This window comes from Symbiopectobacterium sp. Eva_TO (assembly GCF_053848865.1).
Genome location: NZ_JBSPEY010000004.1, coordinates 3,914,443 through 3,935,276, shown reverse-complemented (window position 1 = coordinate 3,935,276; position 20,834 = coordinate 3,914,443). Strand labels below are relative to the sequence as shown.

Below are 20,834 nucleotides of genomic sequence, written 5' to 3'. Positions count from 1 at the left end.
AAAAACAGGTTAATTTATGGACGAAAAACAGTTGCAGGCTCTGGCTAACGAACTGGCCAAAAATCTCAAAACCCCTGACGATCTCAGCCAATTCGATCGCCTGCTGAAGAAAATCAGCGTTGAGGCTGCTCTCAACGCCGAAATGTCCCACCTCTGGGCTACGATAAAAATCAGCCCAAACCGGGGGCCAACTCCCGCAACGGCTATTCCACAAACACCGTGACCACCGGCGATGGCCCTCTGGCACTAGGTACTCCGCGCGATCGTGATGGCTCCTTCGAACCACAACTGGTGAAGAAAAACCAGACCCGGATCACCGGGATGGATAACCAAATCCTGTCCCTGTACGCCAGAGGGATGACCACCCGCGAGATAGCGTCTGGGTTCAACGAGCTGTATGACACGGATGTCTCACCGGCGCTGGTCTCGAAGGTCACCGACGCCGTGATGGAACAGGTTACTGAATGGCAAAATCGTCCACTGGATGCAGTCTATCCCATTTTTTACCTTGACTGTATCATCCTGAAGGTCCGGCAGGACAGTCGCGTCATCAATAAATCCGTGTTCCTGGCACTGGGTATCAACATCGAGGGCCAGAAAGAACTGCTGGGTATGTGGCTGGCCGAAAACGAGGGCGCGAAGTTCTGGCTCAATGTGCTGACAGAACTAAAAAACCGCGGCCTGAACGATATCCTCATCGCCTGTGTCGACGGTCTGAAAGGCTTCCCGGACGCCATCAACGCGGTGTATCCGGAAGCCCGCATCCAGCAGTGCATCGTGCACATGGTACGCAACAGCCTGAGGTTCGTCTCTTGGAAGGACTACAAAGCCGTCACACGCGACCTGAAAGCCATCTATCAGGCCGCTACGGAAAAAGCAGGCCAGCAGGTGCTGGAAGCATTCGCCAGCGCATGGGACAGCCGCTATCCACAGATAAGCCGGAGCTGGCAGACGAACTGGAGCAATCTGGCAACGTTCTTCGCTTACCCGGCAGATATCCGCAAAGTCATCGACACAACCAACGCCATCGAGTCGCTGAACAGTGTGATCCGGCATGCGATTAAAAAACGCAAGGTGTTCCCGACTGACGACGCAGTGAAAAAGGTGGTGTGGCTGGCAATCCAGTCGGCCTAACAGAAATGGACGATGCCACTGCGGGACTGGCGTATGGCAATGAGCCGTTTTATTATCGCGTTCGGTGACCGCCTGGACGGTCACTACTGAGAAAGGCATTTACACAGAATCATGTACAGGGTCGGTTGCGCTCGCCGTTGGGCCATTCACCTTTGATAAATTGAATTACGCCAACGTGCAGGCCGTGTCCCACCGCGCGTGTTGAGGTGCCAAACGCCGCCGTGGTTTTACCCTTGCCGTTGCCGGTGAAAACCATCAGGATGCCACGCACCTCGTTGGCCGCGGCAATGCGTTCGTCAACCCGTTGTTTCAGTTTTTGCTGGCGCTGCTTGTGGCGATCGTTATCCATTGTCAGGGCTCCCTTATACCGCTGGGCCGGGTTTTCTTCCCGGCTGTGCGTCAAAACTCATGCCGGTTTTGCGTTTGCTGTCATCCCCCATCAAATAAAGGTAGAGCGGCATAATATCAGCCGGGGTTTTGAGGCGTAGGGGATCTTCATCCGGGAACGCGCTGGCACGCATTGAAGTGCGCGTCCCTCCTGGATTGATACAGTTAACGCGCAAATGCTGGTTACGATACTCGTCGGCCAAGACCTGCATAAGCCCTTCTGTGGCGAATTTGGAAACCGCATAGGCTCCCCATTCCGCGCGGCCCACGCGACCCACGCTGGAACTGGTGAACACCAGAGAGGGGCTGGTGGCTTTTAGCAACAGGGGTAACAGCGCCTGCGTCAGCATAAAGGTGGCATTCACGTTAACTTGCATGACTTGATGCCAGGTCGCCGGATCCTGTTCGGCAATCGGTATGATATCACCGAGCAACCCCGCGTTATGCAGTACGCCGTCAAGGTGTGGTATCTGTTTTTCCAGGTCAGCCGCCAGCGCAGCGCACGTCTGGGCGGTGATTGTTAATAAATCGCAGGGCACAACCAGCGATGATGTCCCGGTTTCACGCAGGATTTCTGCTTGCACATCCTGTAATTTATGCTCGGTGCGACCCAGCAGGATCAACCGGGCACCGTAGCGCGCGTAAGTGAGCGCGGCTTCGCGCCCAATACCATCGCCCGCACCGGTGACCAGAATTAAGCGGTGTTTAAGAAGGTCATTCATAGGTTGATAATGCACAGTACTTTCCTCTATACGCCGCAAACCATAAAACGTAACGGCAGTTATGCCTCAATGTGTCGGTGAATTCAATGCGCGTCGGGCACATTCTTAGGCCACTGCGGTAAAAAACAGCAACAGGTGTAAAAAACCCATGAATAACATCGCCATATTTCACGCCATACGTTAGGCTGTCTTTTTGCTCTCGCGTCGGTTTGATGAAAACCGTGGAGTGGCGTAAGACGAGCGGTATGATGGTGTGGTGTGTCGCAGGCAACTGCGCAGGTAAACATCGGCGGCGTCATGATATGACTCAGTAAACGAGGGACGGTATTTGTGGAATTGCTTTCTCAGTACGGCTTATTTCTGGCAAAAGTAGTCACGATAGTGCTGGCCATTGGCGCACTGGTCGTGTTGACCTTTGGTGTCACGCAGCGAAAACGCCCGCGCAAAGGGGAGTTGCAGGTGATGAACCTGGGTGAACAGTATCGCGAAATGCAAAATGAAATGCGTGACACCTGCATGAGTGATGCGGAACGCAAACTGGTCGCGAAGCGGAAGAAAAAAGAGGACAAAGCTGCCGCTAAAGAAGAGAAACTGCGTGCCAAACGCGGCGATGAGAAAGTGGTGAAACCACGTCTTTACGTATTGGATTTTAACGGCAGCATGGACGCAGGTGAAGTCTCTGCGCTGCGTGAAGAGGTCTCGGCGGTGCTGGCGGTGGCTACGCCGCAGGATGAAGTGCTGTTACGTCTGGAAAGCCCCGGCGGCGTGGTGCACGGTTATGGGTTGGCTGCTTCTCAGTTACAGCGACTGCGCGATGGCGGCATTCGCTTGACCGTTGCGGTGGACAAGGTCGCTGCCAGCGGTGGATATATGATGACGTGTGTGGCCGATCGTATTGTCGCGGCTCCGTTTGCCATCATCGGCTCTATTGGGGTAGTGGCCCAGATCCCCAACTTCAATCGGTTGCTGAAAAACAATGATATCGATGTGGAATTGCATACTGCCGGTGAATATAAGCGCACCCTGACGCTGTTTGGTGAGAATACGGAGCAGGGACGTGAAAAATTCCGTGAAGAACTGAACGTGACTCACGGTCTGTTTAAGCAGTTTGTCAAAGAGATGCGACCCACGCTGGATATCGATAAAACCGCTACGGGCGAACATTGGTTTGGCACGCAGGCGCAAACGTTAGGGCTGGTCGATGCAATAGGCACCAGCGACGATCTACTGATTCAGGAAATAACCACGCATGAGGTGTTGAGTGTGCGCTATACGCGTCGCAAGCGCCTGCTGGATAAAATCATGGGGAACGCGGGTGACTCCGCTGAGCGTCTGCTGCTGCGTTGGTGGCAGCGAGGCAGCCATCCGTTCGTTTGATACGTTTAACCCTGTGCGCGGTGCGTACAGGGTCATCCCGCTTAGTCGATCAGTTGATATTTCTCTGACAATTCATGCGCCAAGTGCTTGAACATGTTAAATACCTCTGTGGTTTTTAATTTCGGCAGGCCGTTGTCATCCAGGAAATAATCCCCTTTAAATACCAGCACGCCGTTCTTCTGATCAACGTCGGTGGCGATCATGCCGTGAAGATCGTCATCGTGGTTCTGAATCAGGCGGTTAGCCTGTTCCAAGAGCGTCTGGCGGTCGATCGGGGTTCTTTCTGTGGCGTTGTTCTCTGCGGTCATAGTCACGTTTGTAGTGGTCAACTAATATTGGCCACCGCATTAGACTGTATGTAGAACAGTCGCTCAGATTCGTTTGGAGTTAAGCCGCCGTTATACCAGTGAGGCCGGATAGCGCTGTAATACCCCGTGATGTAGCGGATAATCGCGTCCTGGGCTTCGCTGAAGCTGTTGTAACCCTTTGTCGGCACCCATTCTGTCTTCAGGCTGCGGAAGAACCGCTCCATTGGCGCATTATCCCAGCAGTTACCCCGCCGACTCATACTCTGCTTTATCCGGCAGCGCCACAGGGCTTGCCGGTATTGACGGCTGGTATAGTGGCTGCCCTGGTCGCTGTGGAACATGACTCCTGTTGGTTGTCCCCGGAGTTCCCAGGCCATCTGCAACGCTTTAACTGTCAGCGCCGAGTCCGGCGACGTCGACATGGCCCAGCCCACCGGTTTGCGGGCGAACAGATCTAGCACCACCGCAAGGTAAGCCCAGCATTTGCCCGTCCAGATGTAGGTCACATCGCCGCACCAGACCTGATCCGGCGCGGTAACCGCGAACTGGCGGTTGAGATAGTTCGGTATTTCAACGTGTTCATTGCCGCCGCGTTTGTATTTGTGAGCCGGTCGCTGGCAGCTGGCGATACCCAGCTCCTTCATCAGCTTGCCAGCCAGCCAGCGCCCCATTTTGACACCGGAGCTGCCGGTGACGATGGTCGCGATACTTCGAGCGCCGGCAGAGCCGCCGCTGGCGTTCCAGGCTTCCATGACGCGGCTACACTTAACCACGCGCTCACCGTCGGGTTCATTAGCGGAAGCCTGCCAGTGCCTGTAGCTGCTGCGATGTACCTCAAAAGTTTGGCACAACGCCGTGACCGGGTATCGCGCCCTCAGCCTGTCGACTACCGTGAACCGTTGAGTGAGTCCGACATTAAGAGCGCCGTAGCCTTTTTTAGGATTTCGTTCTCCATTTCAAGGCATTGGACTTTTTTCTTCATCTCACGCAGCTCGAGCTGTTCAGGGGTAAGAGGAAGTCCCGTTGGCGTTTTTCCCTGTCGTTCAAGGCGAAGCTTATTGACCCAGCGACTAATGGCAGAATGGCTGACATTAACCGCCTCTGCGGCCTTAACGTATGTGTAGCCGTGGTCGACAACCAGCTTTGCGGCTTCGAGCTTAAATTCCGCCGTAAAATGTTTACCCATGAGGTCACCTGTCGTGTTGATGAGGTGAGCATATCACCTCCGCTCAGGTGGCCAGTATCAGTGTGCCACTACAGTTGTCTGACATAGTGTTACTCCTGCTGAAACTCATAGCACTATTCTAACGCCACCCCAACGGCATCCGCTTGTGCTTTTTTGCGCTTTTTTTAATGAACCTTTGAAAACAGGTTGATAAGACGACGTAATTTTTCTGAAGACTACGCCGCTGTCAGCCGATAACGATGAGCTGTAGAGGTTGGCGAAAACCGCGTTTCCATGCTAATTAGGTTGCGTGGCGGCATTTATCAGGTAGAGTGTGGGATTTTGTATCGTTAAGCGGAAAAAATTCTTTACGGTGTTGCAGCAGCATAAGCGGCACCGCGGGCAGTTAACCGTCATTACAGCAAAAAAACTTGGATGGTCATGTGGTTATGGAATGGTTTATTGATCGTTACGTACTCTTGAATCTCCACGTAGTGAAGCTGGAAGTACGCGAACAGGCGTAGCGGTAGAGAATAAATGACGTATATGCCCCTTGAAAAAAGGACCAGACGCCCTCAACAACACGTTATTATGAAGCATTCGGTAGGTAACAATACATATGGGTAAAGCTCTCGTCATAGTTGAGTCCCCGGCCAAAGCCAAAACAATCAACAAATATCTGGGCAATGACTACGTGGTGAAATCGAGCGTCGGTCATGTGCGTGATTTGCCGACCAGCGGTTCTGCAGCGGCGAAGAAGAGCGCTGAGCCTGGCAAAGCGAAAAAAGCCGGCAAAAAAGATGAGCGTACCGCGCTGGTCAATCGTATGGGGGTCGATCCGTACCACGGCTGGCAGGCCGATTACGAAATACTGCCCGGCAAAGAGAAAGTGGTCTCTGAACTGAAAACGCTGGCGGCCAATGCCGACCACGTCTATCTCGCAACCGACCTTGACCGCGAAGGGGAGGCCATTGCTTGGCACCTGCGGGAAATAATTGGGGGCGATGAAGGCCGTTTCAGCCGCGTGGTATTTAACGAAATCACTAAGAACGCAATCACTCAGGCGTTTGAAAAACCAGATAAATTAAATATCGACAGGGTCAATGCGCAGCAAGCGCGGCGTTTTATGGACCGTGTCGTGGGCTACATGGTTTCTCCGCTGTTGTGGAAAAAAATCGCCCGTGGGCTTTCTGCTGGTCGCGTGCAGTCCGTTGCGGTACGTCTGGTGGTAGAGCGCGAACGAGAAATCAAGGCCTTTATCCCGGAAGAATACTGGGAACTGCATGCGGATTTGTTGTCATCGAGTGCCGCATTGCAAATGCAGGTGACGCACTTTGATGGCAAGCCGTTCAAGCCGGTTAATAAAGCGCAAACAGCGGCGGCGGTCAGCGTGCTGGAGACCGCTCGTTATGTGGTCGCGGAGCGCGAGAACAAGCCCACCAGCAGCAAACCGGGGGCTCCTTTCATCACCTCCACGCTGCAACAGGCGGCAAGTACCCGCTTGGGGTTTGGCGTTAAAAAAACCATGATGATGGCGCAGCGCATGTACGAAGCGGGCTACATCACATACATGCGTACTGATTCCACCAACCTGAGTCAGGATGCGCTGACCATGGCGCGCGATTATATTGCGTCCAGCTTTGGTAACGCTTACCTGCCGGAGAGCGCGAATCTCTACAGCAGTAAAGAAAATTCTCAGGAAGCGCATGAAGCGATTCGTCCCTCAGATGTTGCCGTTCTGGCGGATGCGTTGAAGGATATGGAAGCTGATGCGCAGAAACTCTACCAGTTGATCTGGCGTCAATTCGTGGCCTGCCAAATGACACCGGCCAAATATGACTCTACAACACTGTTGGTGAACGCGGAAGGCTATCAATTACGCGCCAAAGGAAGCACCCTGCGTTTTGATGGCTGGACCAAAGTAATGCCGGCGCTGCGTAAAGGTGATGAAGATCGTACGCTGCCGACCGTTGAGGTAGGGGAAGTGATGTCCCTGGATAAACTGCTGCCGAGCCAGCATTTTACCAAACCACCTGCCCGCTACAGCGATGCCTCGCTGGTAAAAGAGTTGGAAAAACGCGGTATTGGTCGTCCATCCACTTACGCCTCTATCATTTCAACCATTCAGGATCGTGGCTATGTGCGGGTGGAAAATCGCCGTTTCTACGCGGAAAAAATGGGTGAAATTGTCACTGATCGTCTGGAAGAAAACTTCCGCGAATTGATGAACTACGATTTTACTGCGCGCATGGAAAGTAGTCTCGATCAGGTCGCCAACAATCAGGCGGAGTGGAAAGGGGTGCTGGATGAGTTTTTTGCCGAATTCAGCCAGCAGTTGGAAAAAGCGGAAATGGATCCGGAAGCGGGAGGAATGCGCCCCAATGCCATGGTGCTGACCACCATCGATTGCCCTACCTGTGGACGCAAGATGGGGATCCGTACCGCCAGCACCGGCGTGTTCCTCGGCTGTTCCGGCTATGCATTGACGCCAAAAGAGCGCTGCAAGACCACCATTAACCTGATCCCTGAAGCCGAAGTGTTAAACGTGCTGGAAGGGGATGAGGCTGAAACCAATGCGCTGCGTGCTCGCCGTCGTTGCGGCAAGTGCGGTACGGCGATGGACAGCTACCTGATCGATAACCAGCGCAAGCTGCACGTGTGCGGTAATAACCCGGCATGTGACGGCTATGAGATCGAAAACGGTGAGTTTCGTATCAAGGGGTACGACGGTCCGGTAGTGGAGTGCGACAAATGTGGTTCAGATATGCACCTGAAAATGGGGCGTTTTGGCAAGTACATGGCCTGTACTAACGAAACCTGTACCAATACCCGCAAGATTTTGCGCAATGGTGAAGTTGCACCGCCGAAGGAAGATCCGGTTCCCTTACCTGAACTGCCGTGCGAAAAATCCGATGCCTATTTCGTGCTGCGTGACGGTGCGGCAGGAGTATTCCTGGCTGCTAATACCTTCCCTAAATCGCGTGAAACCCGTGCGCCGTTAGTGGAAGAGTTGGTGCGATTCCGCGATCGCCTGCCGGAAAAACTGCGCTATCTGGCTGATGCGCCGGTGGAAGATACCGAAGGCAACAAAGCGGTGGTACGCTTTAGTCGTAAAACCAAGCAGCAATACGTTGCTTCGGAGAAAAACGGTAAGGCGACAGTGTGGTCTGCATTCTATGTAGACGGTAAGTGGACCTCTGAGAAAAAATAATTCGCTGCCAGGTGAATAAAAGCCAGCCTTTTGGGCTGGCTTTTTTGATCTGGGTAGGAAGATAGCGATCTAGGTGAGACGATCGCGCCGCCGTGCGCTAGAATGAGCGCCCTCACTCAGCTCACGTTGAGGGCACAATTTTTATCAATGCAAAGATAATAGTTATATAAAAATATTTTTTTATGATTAAATGACCTTAATATGATGAAATAACCGCCTGCTTTTCATTGCATTGCAAATGTTGCAGCGTCATGAAAAAGTAAAGCAACGGTAGATCATTTATTCGTGCCTGATGCACATGCTCAATAACATGGGATGACATATGAAATTGCAACAGCTTCGTTATATCGTTGAAGTTGTTAATCATAACCTGAATGTTTCCTCAACGGCTGAAGGTCTGTACACCTCGCAGCCGGGGATCAGTAAACAGGTGAGAATGCTGGAAGATGAGCTGGGAATTCAAATTTTTGCGCGTAGCGGTAAACACCTGACTCAGGTAACGCCCGCAGGTCAGGAAGTGGTGCGTATTGCCCGGGAAGTGCTCTCCAAGGTAGATGCTATCAAGGCCGTAGCAGGAGAACACACCTATCCTGATAAAGGTTCGCTCTATGTGGCCACCACGCATACGCAGGCGCGCTATGCGCTGCCGGATGTCATCAAAGGTTTTATTGAACGTTATCCTCGCGTTTCACTGCACATGCATCAGGGATCGCCAACGCAGATAGCCGAAGCGGTTGCGAAAGGGACGGCAGATTTTGCCATCGCCACTGAGGCGCTGCATCTGTATGACGATTTGATCATGCTGCCGTGTTACCACTGGAATCGCGCGGTGGTGGTGAAACCCGACCATCCGCTGGCAACGAAGAAAAATATCACCATTGAAGAGCTGGCAGCGTATCCGATTGTTACCTACACTTTCGGTTTTACAGGCCGTTCGGAGCTGGATACCGCATTTAACCGTGCAGGGTTGACGCCGCGCATTGTGTTCACTGCCACGGATGCTGATGTGATCAAAACATACGTGCGTCTGGGGTTGGGTGTGGGTGTTATCGCCAACATGGCCGTCGATCCGCGCACGGAGACGGATCTGGTGACCATTAACGCGAACAGCATTTTTAGCTACAGCACCACCAAGATCGGGTTCCGGCGCAGTACCTTCCTGCGAAACTACATGTATGATTTTATTCAGCGCTTTGCGCCGCACCTCACGCGTGATGTGGTGGATTCTGCCATTGCTTTGCGATCAAATGAGGAAATTGAAGCTATGTTTAAGGATATAACGCTGCCAGTGAAATAGCGTCGATTATTCATCAAAGAGGTGCATGGCATGATCAAGCTTGTGCTATCAGTAGTGGCCTGTGCGCTAATAGTGATATCAGGCATCGTGCTGCATGGTCTCTATGCTTTTGAACTCCCTGAACGTGCCCAGCAGACTTTATCGTTTTCGCTGGGCGATGCCCGTCTTGAAGGCACGCTGTTGCTGCCTGATAACAAGCACAACCCGCCCGTGGTGTTGCTAGTGGACGGCGACGGTGCCCAGGACCGCTGGTCTGACGGCGGCTACCTTCCGCTAGTAAATGCACTTGTTGCCCAGGGGATTGGCGTATTTTCCTGGGATAAGCCCGGCGTAGCGGCCAGCACCGGTGATTGGTTGGCACAAACCCTACGCGATCGTGCGGATGAAGCGGTTGCCGCACTGCATGCGTTACGTGCACGGCCAGAATTGACCCTGTAAATGATTCTGTGTAAATGCCTTTCTCAGTAGTGACCGTCCAGGCGGTCACCGAACTCGATAATTGTAGTGGCACACTGATACTGGCCACCTGATCGGAGGTGATATGCTCACCTCATCAACACGACAGGTGACCTCATGGGTAAACATTTTACGGCGGAATTTAAGCTCGAAGCCGCAAAGCTGGTTGTCGACCACGGCTACACATACGTTAAGGCCGCAGAGGCGGTTAATGTCAGCCATTCTGCCATTAGTCGCTGGGTCAATAAGCTTCGCCTTGAACGACAGGGAAAAACGCCAACGGGACTTCCTCTTACCCCTGAACAGCTCGAGCTGCGTGAGATGAAGAAAAAAGTCCAATGCCTTGAAATGGAGAACGAAATCCTAAAAAAGGCTACGGCGCTCTTAATGTCGGACTCACTCAACGGTTCACGGTAGTCGACAGGCTGAGGGCGCGATACCCGGTCACGGCGTTGTGCCAAACTTTTGAGGTACATCGCAGCAGCTACAGGCACTGGCAGGCTTCCGCTAATGAACCCGACGGTGAGCGCGTGGTTAAGTGTAGTCGCGTCATGGAAGCCTGGAACGCCAGCGGCGGCTCTGCCGGCGCTCGAAGTATCGCGACCATCGTCACCGGCAGCTCTGGTGTCAAAATGGGGCGCTGGCTGGCAAGCTGATGAAGGAGCTGGGTATCGCCAGCTGCCAGCGACCGGCTCACAAATACAAACGCGGCGGCAATGAACACGTTGAAATACCGAACTATCTCAACCGCCAGTTCGCGGTTACCGCGCCGGATCAGGTCTGGTGCGGCGATGTGACCTACATCTGGACGGGCAAATGCTGGGCTTACCTTGCGGTGGTGCTAGACCTGTTCGCCCGCAAACCGGTGGGCTGGGCCATGTCGACGTCGCCGGACTCGGCGCTGACAGTTAAAGCGTTGCAGATGGCCTGGGAACTCCGGGGACAACCAACAGGAGTCATGTTCCACAGCGACCAGGGCAGCCACTATACCAGCCGTCAATACCGGCAAGCCCTGTGGCGCTGCCGGATAAAGCAGAGTATGAGTCGGCGGGGTAACTGCTGGGATAATGCGCCAATGGAGCGGTTCTTCCGCAGCCTGAAGACAGAATGGGTGCCGACAAAGGGTTACAACAGCTTCAGCGAAGCCCAGGACGCGATTATCCGCTACATCACGGGGTATTACAGCGCTATCCGGCCTCACTGGTATAACGGCGGCTTAACTCCAAACGAATCTGAGCGACTGTTCTACATACAGTCTAATGCGGTGGCCAATATTAGTTGACCACTACACAGCGACTCGATGGCGTTGGTTGTGTCGATGACTTTGCGGATATCTGCCGGGTAAGCGAAGAACGTTGCCAGATTGCTCCAGTTCGTCTGCCAGCTCCGGCTTGTCTGTGGATAGCGGCTGTCCCATGCGCTGGCGAATGCTTCCAGCGCCTGCTGGCCTGCTTCTTCCGTAGCGGCCTGATAGATGGCTTTCAGGTCGCGTGTGACGGCTTTGTAGTCCTTCCAAGAGACGAACCTCAGGCTGTTGCGTACCATGTGCACGATGCACAGCTGGATGCGGGCTTCCGGATACACCGCGTTGATGGCGTCCGGGAAGCCTTTCAGACCGTCGACACAGGCGATGAGGATATCGTTCAGGCCGCGGTTTTTTAGTTCTGTCAGCACATTGAGCCAGAACTTCGCGCCCTCGTTTTCGGCCAGCCACATACCCAGCAGTTCTTTCTGGCCCTCGATGTTGATACCCAGTGCCAGGAACACGGATTTATTGATGACGCGACTGTCCTGCCGGACCTTCAGGATGATACAGTCAAGGTAAACAATGTGATAGACTGCATCCAGTGGACGATTTTGCCATTCAGTAACCTGTTCCATCACGGCGTCGGTGACCTTGGAGACCAGCGCCGGTGAGACATCCGCGTCATACAGCTCGTTGAACGCAGACGCTATCTCGCGGGTGGTCATCCCTCTGGCGTACAGGGACAGGATTTGGTTATCCATCCCGGTGATCCGGGTCTGGTTTTTCTTCACCAGTTGTGGTTCGAAGGAGCCATCACGATCGCGCGGAGTACCTAGTGCCAGAGGGCCATCGCCGGTGGTCACGGTGTTTGTGGAATAGCCGTTGCGGGAGTTGGCCCCCGGTTTGGACTGATTTTTATCGTAGCCCAGATGGTGGGACATTTCGGCGTTGAGAGCAGCCTCAACGCCGATTTTCTTCAGCAGGCGATCGAATTGTCTGAGAGCGTCAGGGGTTTTGAGATTTTTGGCCAGTTCGTTAGCCAGAGCCTGCAACTGTTTTTCGTCCATAAATTAACCTGTTTTTGATGTTGGATTGAACATATCAAAATCAGGCAATTACACAAATTTATGTACAGGGTCACTGCCGGTGGCAACTTCACGCTGTTTACGCGAAGTCAAAGATGCCACCCACGGGTTACTGCGCGCCAAATGGTTTAATTATCAACTGAACGACAAATGGCCGCGCTGGACGCAGTGGGGATTTTTAGCCGCAGGACAGTCTGCTTACGCGCCCGGTGCCCTGGACGCGATATCAGAATGGATCTTGGCAAGACGTTGCTGAATGCGCTGAGTATCCTCAGGCGTATACCTTGTCACCGAACTCGCACAAATCTTCAATCAGGCAGGAACCGCAGCGCGGTTTACGGGCGATGCAGGTGTAACGTCCGTGCAGAATCAGCCAGTGGTGGCAGTCGATTTTGAATTCTGCTGGCACTACCTTCAATAGCTTTTCTTCTACTGCATCCACGTTTTTTCCCGGCGCGAATCCGGTACGGTTGCACACGCGGAAAATATGCGTGTCAACGGCGATGGTGGGCCAACCAAAGGCGGTGTTTAACACCACGTTGGCGGTTTTACGACCGACACCGGGCAGTGCTTCCAGCGCTTCGCGATTTTCCGGCACTTGACCCTGATGCTTGTCTAACAGAATACGGCAGGTCTTGATGATATTTTCAGCCTTGCTGTTAAACAGGCCAATGGTGCGGATATAAGCTTTTATACCGTCAACCCCAAGTGCCAACAAGGCTTCTGGCGTGTTGGCGACAGGATAGAGTTTTGCCGTGGCTTTATTCACGCTGACATCTGTGGCCTGTGCTGAAAGCAGTACGGCTATCAACAGCTCGAACGGTGTATCAAAGTGTAACTCTGTGGTCGGATGTGGATTCGCATCGCGCAGACGACGCAAGATTTCGCCGCGTTTTTCCTTGTTCATCGTTTTATCCTTGTGCTTATGGTGCCGTTCCGGTCAACGTGTCAACTGCTGTAACGTTCTGTTTTGCTTCGCTGACTGCGCGGCGGCGTTTCATTTTTTCGTCAATCAGGTATTTGGCGGCAAGCAACAGCGCCAAAACGATAAACGCACCTGGCGGGAGCATCGCCAGCAAGAACGGGGTATCAACGTGGATCACTTCGATGTGCAGCGCTTTGGCCCAATTGCCGAGCAACAAGTCTGCACCGTCAAACAGCGTGCCATTACCCAGTAATTCACGCAGGGAACCCAACACGAACATGGTACAGGTCGCTCCCATGCCCATGGCGAAACCATCCAGTGCCGAAAGGGCGACGGGGTTTTGCGCGGCATAGGCTTCCGCTCGTCCGATCACCAAACAGTTAGTGACGATCAGTGGAATAAATATGCCCAGCGATTGGTATAAGCCGTAGGCATAGGCGTTAATCAGCATTTCCACCGAGCTGACCACGGCTGCGATAATAATCACATAAATAGGAATGCGGATTTCAGACGGGACCCACCGGCGCATGGCGGAAATCGCTGCATTGGTGCAGGTCAGTACCAACGTGGTGGCTAACCCTAAGCCCAAGGCGGTGGTGGCGGTTGAGGTGACGGCCAGCAGTGGGCACATGCCTAAAAGTTGCACCAGCGCTGAGTTGTTTTTCCAAAGCCCCTGGGCCAGAAGGTGTTTCACTTCTCTCATGTTACTCTGCTCCACAATTCTGCAATGTCGTCAGGCGCGCCGGGAGGGTCTGCATAAAAAGCGCAGTCCGTTTGCTGGCGTTTACCACGGCACGGGGCGTGATGGTGGCACCGGTGAACTGATCGTATTCGCCGCCATCCTTTTTGACGGCCCACTGGCGATCGTCGGCACTTTGCACGGTACGTCCGGTAAAGCGGGTTATCCAGTCAGATACCCGCAGATCAATTTTGTCGCCCAGTCCTGGCGTTTCATGGTGCTCAGTCACCCGAACCCCGAGTACCTTACCATGGAAATCCGCTCCTATCAGCAGATGAATGGCACCGGAATAACCGTCTGGTGCGCTCGATTCAATGGCTGCCGCCACCGGGGTATCACCTCTGCGTGCAAGGTAGAAATGTCGCGCGGATGTCGTGCCCAGCGCCTCATCGGTGACAAGGTAACATTCTTGCAGAATATTGTTGTCGTAAATATCCGGCGGAATCACCTGATCCAGCAACGCTTTTTGTTGCAACTGCGCTTGATGGGCAATAGTAGGTTTAGTCAGGGTATTGACCACCGCTGTCAAGCCGGTGGTCAAGGCGGCAAACAGTGCCAGCGTGGTCGCGTGACGTCGCATCGTACTGATCATGCTATTTCCTTATCGACGATTGCCGTAGGCGCGTGGTTGGGTAAAGTAATCGATGAGCGGAACGGTAATATTCGCCAGTAATACCGCAAACGCGATGCCATCCGGGTATCCACCGTAGGTGCGGATCAACCACACCAGCAGCCCAATCAGCGCGCCAAACAACAAGCGCCCTTTATTGGTGGTGGAAGCCGTCACGGGATCGGTGGCGATGAAAAAAGCACCGAGCATGGTTGCACCAGAGAACAGATGCAGCAGTGGAGGTGCGGCTTTTTCCGGCATCAATACCCAGCCGAGCGCGGCGCACAGCAGCAAAGAGAGCAGCATGCTGACGGGAATATGCCAGCGAATGGAGCGTGTCAATAATAAAAGAATGCCACCGGCAAGGTACGCCAGATTGACCCATTGCCAGCCCACGCCCGCCAGACTCTCCGCAAAGATTGGGTGTTGTAATACTTGTGCCGGTGTTTCCCCGGCACGCAGACCGGTTTTGAAGCCATCTAACGGCGTGGCCTGGGTAATGCCATCAATGTTCTGCATTAGTCCCTGAATGTGTAAACCCGCATCGGTTTGTCCGGTAAAAATCACATGCAGTGCATCAACGAAGGTGACCGGTGCCACCTGTAGCGCGCTGGGCGGTAGCCAACTGGTCATCTGGACCGGGAAGGAGATTAACAGCACTACGTAGCCGACCATAGCCGGATTAAACGGGTTGTTTCCTAATCCGCCATACAGTTGTTTGGCAATCACAATAGCGAAAAATGTGGCAAGCACCACCATCCACCAGGGTGCTAATGGGGGCAAGCTGACACCGAGCAGAATGGAGGTTAACATCGCTGATTGATCCGCCAGCGTGGTGCGTACTGCAAATTTCCTCAGTGACAATGTCACCGCTTCCGCCGTAAGCGCTGTGGCCGAGGCGAGGGCGATTTGTATCAAGGTGCCGACGCCAAAAAACAGGGTCTGGGTAACGATACCGGGCACACAGGCGAGTATTACCCACAGCATGATGCGCTGTGTGCGCTGATGGTTATGGGTAAAAGGCGAACTTGCGATCTTGAAAGCCATCTATTCCTCGTGAGTGTGGATTAACGCCTGTTCGGCTTTACGTGCTTTAACGCGGGTAATGGCAGCAGCAACGGCGGCTTTGCGTGGGTCGCTGAGATCGGGAGCTGGTTCCGCTGCGAGGACCGGCGTGGTGACAACCGTAGGGGGGATAGCCTCCGGCGCTTGCTGCGCTGCCTTTTTAGCTTTAACCCGAGCAATAGCCGCAGCCACCGCAGCCTGTCTTGGATCCTCTGGCACAGTGGAAACCGGTTGGGCTTGTTCTGTATCGGCCTGCATCCGTTGCTTCTCGCGCGCCTGAGCTTTTCGCGCTTCGCGCGCAGCGATGACCGCGCTGTTATCCGGCGTTTGGTCAGGATTTATCGCAATGGCAGCAAGCGGTTTAGCAAGCGCATTTTTGCTACGCACGCGCTCCAGCGCAGCCTGAACGGCCTGTTTATCCGCCGTAGACACGGTGGCAGCCGCTTGCTGATGACGCCGTTCACGCGCCGCTTTTTCTCGCTCTAGACGCAACTGTTTCGCATCAAAACGCGCTTTCGCCTGCTGCGCCCGCGATGCCTCAAGATCGATAGCGCGGATTTCAGCCTTTTCCTGACGGTAGTATTGCACCAACGGAATATTGCTTGGGCAGACATAGGCACAGGCACCGCATTCAATACAGTCAAACAAATGGTGCGCGCGCGCCTTTTCATGCTCCTGCCCGCGGCTGAACCAGTAAAGCTGCTGTGGCAACAGTCCTGCCGGGCAGGCGTCGGAGCACTTACTGCACCGAATGCAGGATTGCTCTTGCTCTGGAGCCTGCATTTCGTTCACTGACGGCGCAAGAATACAGTTGCTGATTTTGACAATAGGAACGTCAAGCGCAGGCAGGGTGAAGCCCATCAGCGGTCCACCCATGATCACCATCGGGGTTTTATTTTCGGAATGAAACGCTGCCTGTTTAAGCAAGTGGCGCACTGGCGTGCCGAGGCGAGCCCAGACATTGCCCGGTTGGCGCAGCGCTTCCCCGGTAAGGGTAACCACCCGCTCCGTCAAGGCTTCGCCGTCGATCACAGCGCGTTTAATGGCATACGCGGTACCGACGTTTTGCATCAATACGCCGATGGAGGCGGAGTGTTTGCCAAAAGGCACTTCTTTGCCAGTCAACATCTTGGTGAGCTGCTTGGCACCGCCGGAGGGGTATTTGGTGGGAATGACCCGCAACCGAATGTCTGCGCGATCGGCCAGTGCGTGGCGCAGCGCCTGAATAGCTTCTGGTTTGTTGTCTTCAATGCCAATCAAGGTACGTTCGGGTGAAAGCAAATGTATCAGGATCTCAATCCCTTGCACAATTTCACGGGCATACTCTTGCATTAACCGATCGTCGGCGGTGATGTAAGGTTCACATTCGGCGGCATTGATGATCAACGTTGCGATACCGCGCAGTCCACCTTTGAGTTTGGCCGAGGTTGGGAAGCCAGCGCCGCCCAAACCAGCAATACCAGCCTGATGTAAATGCGCGAGCAGGGTGTCTATTGAATGCTGCTGATAATCAGGTAAGCACTGGCGATCGCACCAGCGATCTTCCCCGTCAGGAATAATTATGATGCTTAACTCGGGCAAGGCTGAAGGGTGTGCCGTCATGTGTGGACGGATAGCGTTGACCGTGCCGGAGGTAGGGGCGTGTACCGGCAGCATACGTCCTGTGCCGCGCGTCAGGGGTTGACCGCGCAGTACCCGATCGCCAACGTTCACGCAAAGTTCGCCTTCCGGCCCGAGGTGCTGTTTCAGCGGAATAATAAACTGTTCCGGCAGCGGGATGTGACGCATCGGCACGCGGCTGGATTGGGTTTTCATCTCCGGTGGATGAATGCCACCGTCGAAATCCCAAATTCTCTCTTTACGAAACAGATTTAACAGCTTAAGCATGATGTTCTACTTGGATAAGGCGAACCGGAATGGTCTCGAGATCCCATTTCCAGTTGGACGTCGTGGTGGCTACCGGGCGCAGTTCGATGCAATCTGTAGGGCAAGGGGCGACACACAGGTCACAACCGGTACAGAGATCGCTTACCACGGTGTGCACGGCGCGGGTAGTGCCAATGATGGCATCAACCGGGCAGGCCTGAATACATTTGGTGCAGCCGATACAGTTGCTTTCGTCTATCCAGGCCACTTTAAGTGCTGGTTGCAGATCCGCAGTGTCACCATCGAGCGGCTGCGGGTCAACATTGAGTTTCTCGGCCAGCTTCAGCATCATTGCTTCGCCGCCGGGGCCGCATCTGTTGATGTGCTCACCGTGCAACGCTACGGCTTCAGCATAAGGGCGGCAGCCCGGATAGCCGCATTGGCCACATTGGCTTTGCGGCAGCATCGCTTCGACTTGTTCGACGATGGGGTCAGCATCAACGTGAAAACGGCGCGAGGCAAAACCAAGAATCAAACCGGAAACCAGTGCGAGCACACTCACCGCTGCAATCGCAATCCAAATGGCATTCATTAGAATTTCACCAACCCGGTAAAGCCCATAAACGCGAGCGACATCAACCCAGCGGTTACCAATGCAATCGATGAACCCTTGAACGGCGCGGGTACATCCGACACGGCAATGCGTTCACGAATGGAGGCGAACAACACCATAACCAGTGAGAAACCAGCAGCGGCGCTGAAGCCATAAACCGTTGATTGCAGAAAGTTGTGTGACAGGTTGACGTTGAGCAACGCAACGCCCAGCACGGCGCAGTTGGTGGTGATCAGCGGCAGGAAAATTCCTAGCAGGCGATAGAGTTCCGGGCTGGTTTTGCGCACGGCCATTTCGGTGAACTGCACCACGACCGCCAAAATCAAAATAAAGGCCATGGTACGCAGGTAGACGATGCCCAACGGCAGTAGCACATACTCGTTGACTAACCAGGAAAACATCGAGCCGAGCGTCATGACGAAGGTTGTTGCCAACCCCATGCCAATGGCGGTTTCCAATTTCTTGGACACGCCCATAAAGGGGCAAAGCCCGAGAAATTTCACCAGAACAAAATTGTTCACCAGCAGCGTGCTGACGAAAAGAAGTAGATAGTCGGTCATTACCATGCCTATAAAACAAAACCGGACTATTATCCGGCATTGTAAGGCTTTCGACAACACACCCAAAATAGGGATATTCACCAAAAGCGGATATTTACCCCGCAGTTGGCAGGGCAAACCGTTACAGTGAAAGCCTTTGGGGCAAGGAACGCAAGGCAAGAACCAACAGGCCGTATAGAAAACGACCCGTTGTCAGGGGTTAAAGCACGAAACGCCAGACGGATTTGGGAATGCAACCGAGGTCGTACAATTTTCCCCCCGTAGACAACTCGGCACGGCGGTGGTCGGCAGCGCGCGACATATTGATAATCTCCTTATTATCCGTCAGCGAATAATTTAAATGGTCGTAGAGTTTTTCCAGGCTGTCGAGAGTGTTCACTTTGCGAAACTTGAGTAAGTATTCAGCAGTGGTCATGATTTTTGTTTAATAATTATGTGGGTAGGGCATTTCAGTATATGCCAGAGAAAACAGGTGTCTAGCGCAATAGGAATTATGAATGAGAGATGGAACCCGATCTTGGCAATCGGGTTCCTTGCTATGGCTTAGCGTGAAGTGAGTTTGTAGTACATATCATTCCAGCGCAGAGCGTCTTTGAATGCCGGAATACGGGTTTCGTTATCAATCACCAGCAGTTCGATGTGATTCATTTCTGCATAGAGGCGCAGGTAATCCAGGTTTAACGCCTGACTGAATACCGTATGGTGCGCGCCGCCCGCCAGAATCCAGGCTTCGGCAGCCTCTTCCAGCGACGGTTGCGCCTGCCAGATAGCCCGGGCAACCGGCAGTTTGGGCAAGGGGTGTGGTTGCTCAATGGTATCCACCACGTTGACCAACATGCGGAAACGATCGCCCATGTCGATGACGCTGGCATTGAGCTCCGGGCCGGCCAGAGTGGAGAAGATAAGCCGCGCAGGATCTGCTTTGCCACCGATGCCCAGGTGCTGCGCATCCAGTATCGGTTTAGCCTCTTTGGCGATGCTTGGGCACACTTCCAGCATATGGGAACCTACCACCAGATTGTTACCGGGGACGAAATGGTAGGTGTAATCTTCCATAAAAGAGGTGCCGCCCGGCAAGCCTTCTGCCATTACCTTCATGATGCGCAACAGCGCCGCGGTTTTCCAATCGCCTTCGCCGCCAAAGCCGTAGCCTTTTTGCATCAGGCGCTGCACGGACAGACCGGGCAATTGCTTAAGCCCGTAAAGATTTTCAAAATCGGTAGTGAAGGCGCGATAACCGCCTTTTTCCAGAAAACGGGTGAGTCCCAGTTCAATTTGCGCGGCGTCCAGCAGATTCTGACGGTTAGGGCCGTGGAGTTTGACTGCGTCGGTTAACTGGTAGCTCGCCTCATACTCATCGATCAGTGCATCGATATCCCCTTTGCTGATCGCATCCTCTTCACTGGCAAGATCGCCCAATCCCCAGGCGCTGACGGAATAACCGAACTGGATCTGTGCCCCTACCTTATCCCCTTCGGTTACCGCCACTTCCCGCATGTTATCGCCAAAACGCGCTACTTTTAGTTGTTTGCTTTCTGCGATGGCGACGACGACGCGCATCCATTTGGCAATACGTTGGTGGGCGCTTTTATCCTTCCAGTGTCCGACGGCGACCTGATGCGATTGGCGCATACGCGCGCTAATAAACCCGAACTCACGTCCACCGTGCGCTGTCTGGTTCAAATTCATGAAATCCATGTCCATGGTGTCCCACGGGATTTCTGCATTGAACTGGGTGTGGAACTGCATCAGTGGTTTGGTGAGTACGCTCAGCCCGGCAATCCACATTTTAGCCGGAGAGAAAGTGTGCAGCCACACCAGCAAACCGATACAGTTATCTTGATAGTTGGCGTCGCGACACAGCGCCAGAATTTCGTCCGGCGATTTGGCAACCGGTTTGAGCACCAGTTTTACCGGCAGTCCGGCATCCTGATTCAGCCCTTGTACCACTTTTTCAGCATTCTATTTTACCTGACGTAAGGTTTCCGGACCGTAGAGATGTTGGCTGCCAATGACAAACCAGACTTCTCGCTGTTGTAAATTCCGCATGATAACTCCTGCTTGCACG

At 53.7% G+C, this 20,834-nt stretch carries 15 protein-coding genes and 5 pseudogenes; 6 read left to right on the top strand and 14 right to left on the bottom strand.

Annotation, left to right across the window (positions count from 1 at the left end; translation table 11 throughout):
- Positions 1-16: 16 nt before the first annotated feature.
- Positions 17-1,224 (top strand): annotated as a pseudogene (locus ACWWJF_RS23165) (IS256 family transposase).
- A gap of 34 nt (positions 1,225-1,258) precedes the next feature.
- On the opposite strand, the pseudogene ACWWJF_RS23160 reads toward ACWWJF_RS23165, so the two are convergent.
- Positions 1,259-1,483, bottom strand: a pseudogene (locus ACWWJF_RS23160) (cob(I)yrinic acid a,c-diamide adenosyltransferase); the annotation flags it as partial.
- Positions 1,484-1,496: 13 nt separating this feature from the next.
- Positions 1,497-2,258: a YciK family oxidoreductase gene (locus ACWWJF_RS23155; protein ID WP_455870684.1), complete on the bottom strand. Its 762-nt coding sequence runs from the start codon at positions 2,256-2,258 to the stop codon at positions 1,497-1,499.
- Between the two features lie 315 nt (positions 2,259-2,573).
- On the opposite strand from ACWWJF_RS23155, the gene sohB reads away from it, so the two are divergent.
- Complete coding sequence (gene sohB / locus ACWWJF_RS23150) at positions 2,574-3,620, top strand: protease SohB (protein ID WP_455870683.1); 1,047 nt, start codon at positions 2,574-2,576, stop codon at positions 3,618-3,620.
- Between the two features lie 41 nt (positions 3,621-3,661).
- Here the strand turns inward: sohB and ACWWJF_RS23145 are convergent, their stop codons facing one another.
- Together ACWWJF_RS23145 and ACWWJF_RS23140 are read right to left on the bottom strand one after the other, a co-directional pair.
- Positions 3,662-3,928: a YciN family protein gene (locus ACWWJF_RS23145; protein WP_455870682.1), complete on the bottom strand. Its 267-nt coding sequence runs from the start codon at positions 3,926-3,928 to the stop codon at positions 3,662-3,664.
- Positions 3,929-3,945: 17 nt separating this feature from the next.
- Positions 3,946-5,114, bottom strand: a protein-coding gene (locus ACWWJF_RS23140; protein WP_455868400.1) for an IS3 family transposase whose coding sequence is annotated in 2 segments (ribosomal slippage) — positions 3,946-4,859 and positions 4,859-5,114 — 1,170 coding nt in all. Because the reading frame shifts where the segments join, the coding sequence is not laid out codon by codon here.
- Positions 5,115-5,712: 598 nt separating this feature from the next.
- On the opposite strand from ACWWJF_RS23140, the gene topA reads away from it, so the two are divergent.
- From topA to ACWWJF_RS23120, 4 genes and pseudogenes are all read left to right on the top strand, one after another.
- Entirely contained in the window at positions 5,713-8,304 is a 2,592-nt protein-coding gene (gene topA, locus ACWWJF_RS23135) for a type I DNA topoisomerase (RefSeq protein WP_455870681.1), read from the top strand.
- Positions 8,305-8,626: 322 nt separating this feature from the next.
- Positions 8,627-9,601: an HTH-type transcriptional regulator CysB gene (cysB, locus tag ACWWJF_RS23130; RefSeq protein ID WP_455870680.1), complete on the top strand. Its 975-nt coding sequence runs from the start codon at positions 8,627-8,629 to the stop codon at positions 9,599-9,601.
- A 72-nt stretch (positions 9,602-9,673) separates the two neighbouring features.
- Complete coding sequence (locus ACWWJF_RS23125; RefSeq protein WP_455870679.1) at positions 9,674-10,039, top strand: hypothetical protein; 366 nt, start codon at positions 9,674-9,676, stop codon at positions 10,037-10,039.
- A gap of 135 nt (positions 10,040-10,174) precedes the next feature.
- Positions 10,175-11,339 (top strand): annotated as a pseudogene (locus ACWWJF_RS23120) (IS3 family transposase).
- 2 nt (positions 11,340-11,341) lie between these two features.
- Here ACWWJF_RS23120 and ACWWJF_RS23115 read toward each other — a convergent pair.
- The 10 genes and pseudogenes from ACWWJF_RS23115 to araA form a co-directional block, all read right to left on the bottom strand.
- Positions 11,342-12,370, bottom strand: a pseudogene (locus ACWWJF_RS23115) (IS256 family transposase); the annotation flags it as partial.
- 289 nt (positions 12,371-12,659) lie between these two features.
- Positions 12,660-13,295: an endonuclease III gene (gene nth, locus ACWWJF_RS23110; RefSeq protein WP_455870678.1), complete on the bottom strand. Its 636-nt coding sequence runs from the start codon at positions 13,293-13,295 to the stop codon at positions 12,660-12,662.
- Between the two features lie 16 nt (positions 13,296-13,311).
- Complete coding sequence (locus tag ACWWJF_RS23105) at positions 13,312-14,016, bottom strand: electron transport complex subunit E (RefSeq protein ID WP_455871227.1); 705 nt, start codon at positions 14,014-14,016, stop codon at positions 13,312-13,314.
- A gap of 1 nt (position 14,017) precedes the next feature.
- Entirely contained in the window at positions 14,018-14,644 is a 627-nt protein-coding gene (gene rsxG, locus ACWWJF_RS23100; protein WP_455870677.1) for an electron transport complex subunit RsxG, read from the bottom strand.
- A 9-nt stretch (positions 14,645-14,653) separates the two neighbouring features.
- A complete protein-coding gene (gene rsxD, locus ACWWJF_RS23095; RefSeq protein ID WP_455870676.1) occupies positions 14,654-15,709 on the bottom strand; it encodes an electron transport complex subunit RsxD in 1,056 nt (351 codons plus the stop codon).
- Positions 15,710-17,614: an electron transport complex subunit RsxC gene (gene rsxC / locus ACWWJF_RS23090; RefSeq protein WP_455870675.1), complete on the bottom strand. Its 1,905-nt coding sequence runs from the start codon at positions 17,612-17,614 to the stop codon at positions 15,710-15,712.
- Entirely contained in the window at positions 17,607-18,185 is a 579-nt protein-coding gene (gene rsxB, locus ACWWJF_RS23085) for an electron transport complex subunit RsxB (protein ID WP_455870674.1), read from the bottom strand. Before rsxB ends, rsxC begins: the two co-directional genes overlap by 8 nt.
- Positions 18,185-18,766, bottom strand: coding sequence for an electron transport complex subunit RsxA (gene rsxA, locus ACWWJF_RS23080; RefSeq protein ID WP_455870673.1), 582 nt, complete (start codon positions 18,764-18,766; stop codon positions 18,185-18,187). Before rsxA ends, rsxB begins: the two co-directional genes overlap by 1 nt.
- A 199-nt stretch (positions 18,767-18,965) precedes the next feature.
- The gene (ydgT, locus tag ACWWJF_RS23075; RefSeq protein WP_455870672.1) at positions 18,966-19,181 is read right to left on the bottom strand and encodes a transcription modulator YdgT; all 216 of its coding nucleotides are present in this window, start codon (positions 19,179-19,181) and stop codon (positions 18,966-18,968) included.
- A 128-nt stretch (positions 19,182-19,309) separates the two neighbouring features.
- A pseudogene (araA, locus tag ACWWJF_RS23070) lies at positions 19,310-20,815 on the bottom strand (L-arabinose isomerase).
- Positions 20,816-20,834 lie beyond the last annotated feature (19 nt).

What these genes read in the sequence shown, in the direction of transcription:
- rsxD (WP_455870676.1), bottom strand. Translation starts at nt 15,709, where the DNA reads ATGGCTTTCAAGATCGCAAGTTCGCCTTTTACCCATAACCATCAGCGC.
- ACWWJF_RS23105 (WP_455871227.1), bottom strand. Translation starts at nt 14,016, where the DNA reads ATGAGAGAAGTGAAACACCTTCTGGCCCAGGGGCTTTGGAAAAACAAC.
- rsxG (WP_455870677.1), bottom strand. Translation starts at nt 14,644, where the DNA reads ATGATCAGTACGATGCGACGTCACGCGACCACGCTGGCACTGTTTGCC.
- nth (WP_455870678.1), bottom strand. Translation starts at nt 13,295, where the DNA reads ATGAACAAGGAAAAACGCGGCGAAATCTTGCGTCGTCTGCGCGATGCG.
- topA (WP_455870681.1), top strand. Translation starts at nt 5,713, where the DNA reads ATGGGTAAAGCTCTCGTCATAGTTGAGTCCCCGGCCAAAGCCAAAACA.
- rsxB (WP_455870674.1), bottom strand. Translation starts at nt 18,185, where the DNA reads ATGAATGCCATTTGGATTGCGATTGCAGCGGTGAGTGTGCTCGCACTG.
- ACWWJF_RS23145 (WP_455870682.1), bottom strand. Translation starts at nt 3,928, where the DNA reads ATGACCGCAGAGAACAACGCCACAGAAAGAACCCCGATCGACCGCCAG.
- rsxC (WP_455870675.1), bottom strand. Translation starts at nt 17,614, where the DNA reads ATGCTTAAGCTGTTAAATCTGTTTCGTAAAGAGAGAATTTGGGATTTC.
- ydgT (WP_455870672.1), bottom strand. Translation starts at nt 19,181, where the DNA reads ATGACCACTGCTGAATACTTACTCAAGTTTCGCAAAGTGAACACTCTC.
- rsxA (WP_455870673.1), bottom strand. Translation starts at nt 18,766, where the DNA reads ATGACCGACTATCTACTTCTTTTCGTCAGCACGCTGCTGGTGAACAAT.
- cysB (WP_455870680.1), top strand. Translation starts at nt 8,627, where the DNA reads ATGAAATTGCAACAGCTTCGTTATATCGTTGAAGTTGTTAATCATAAC.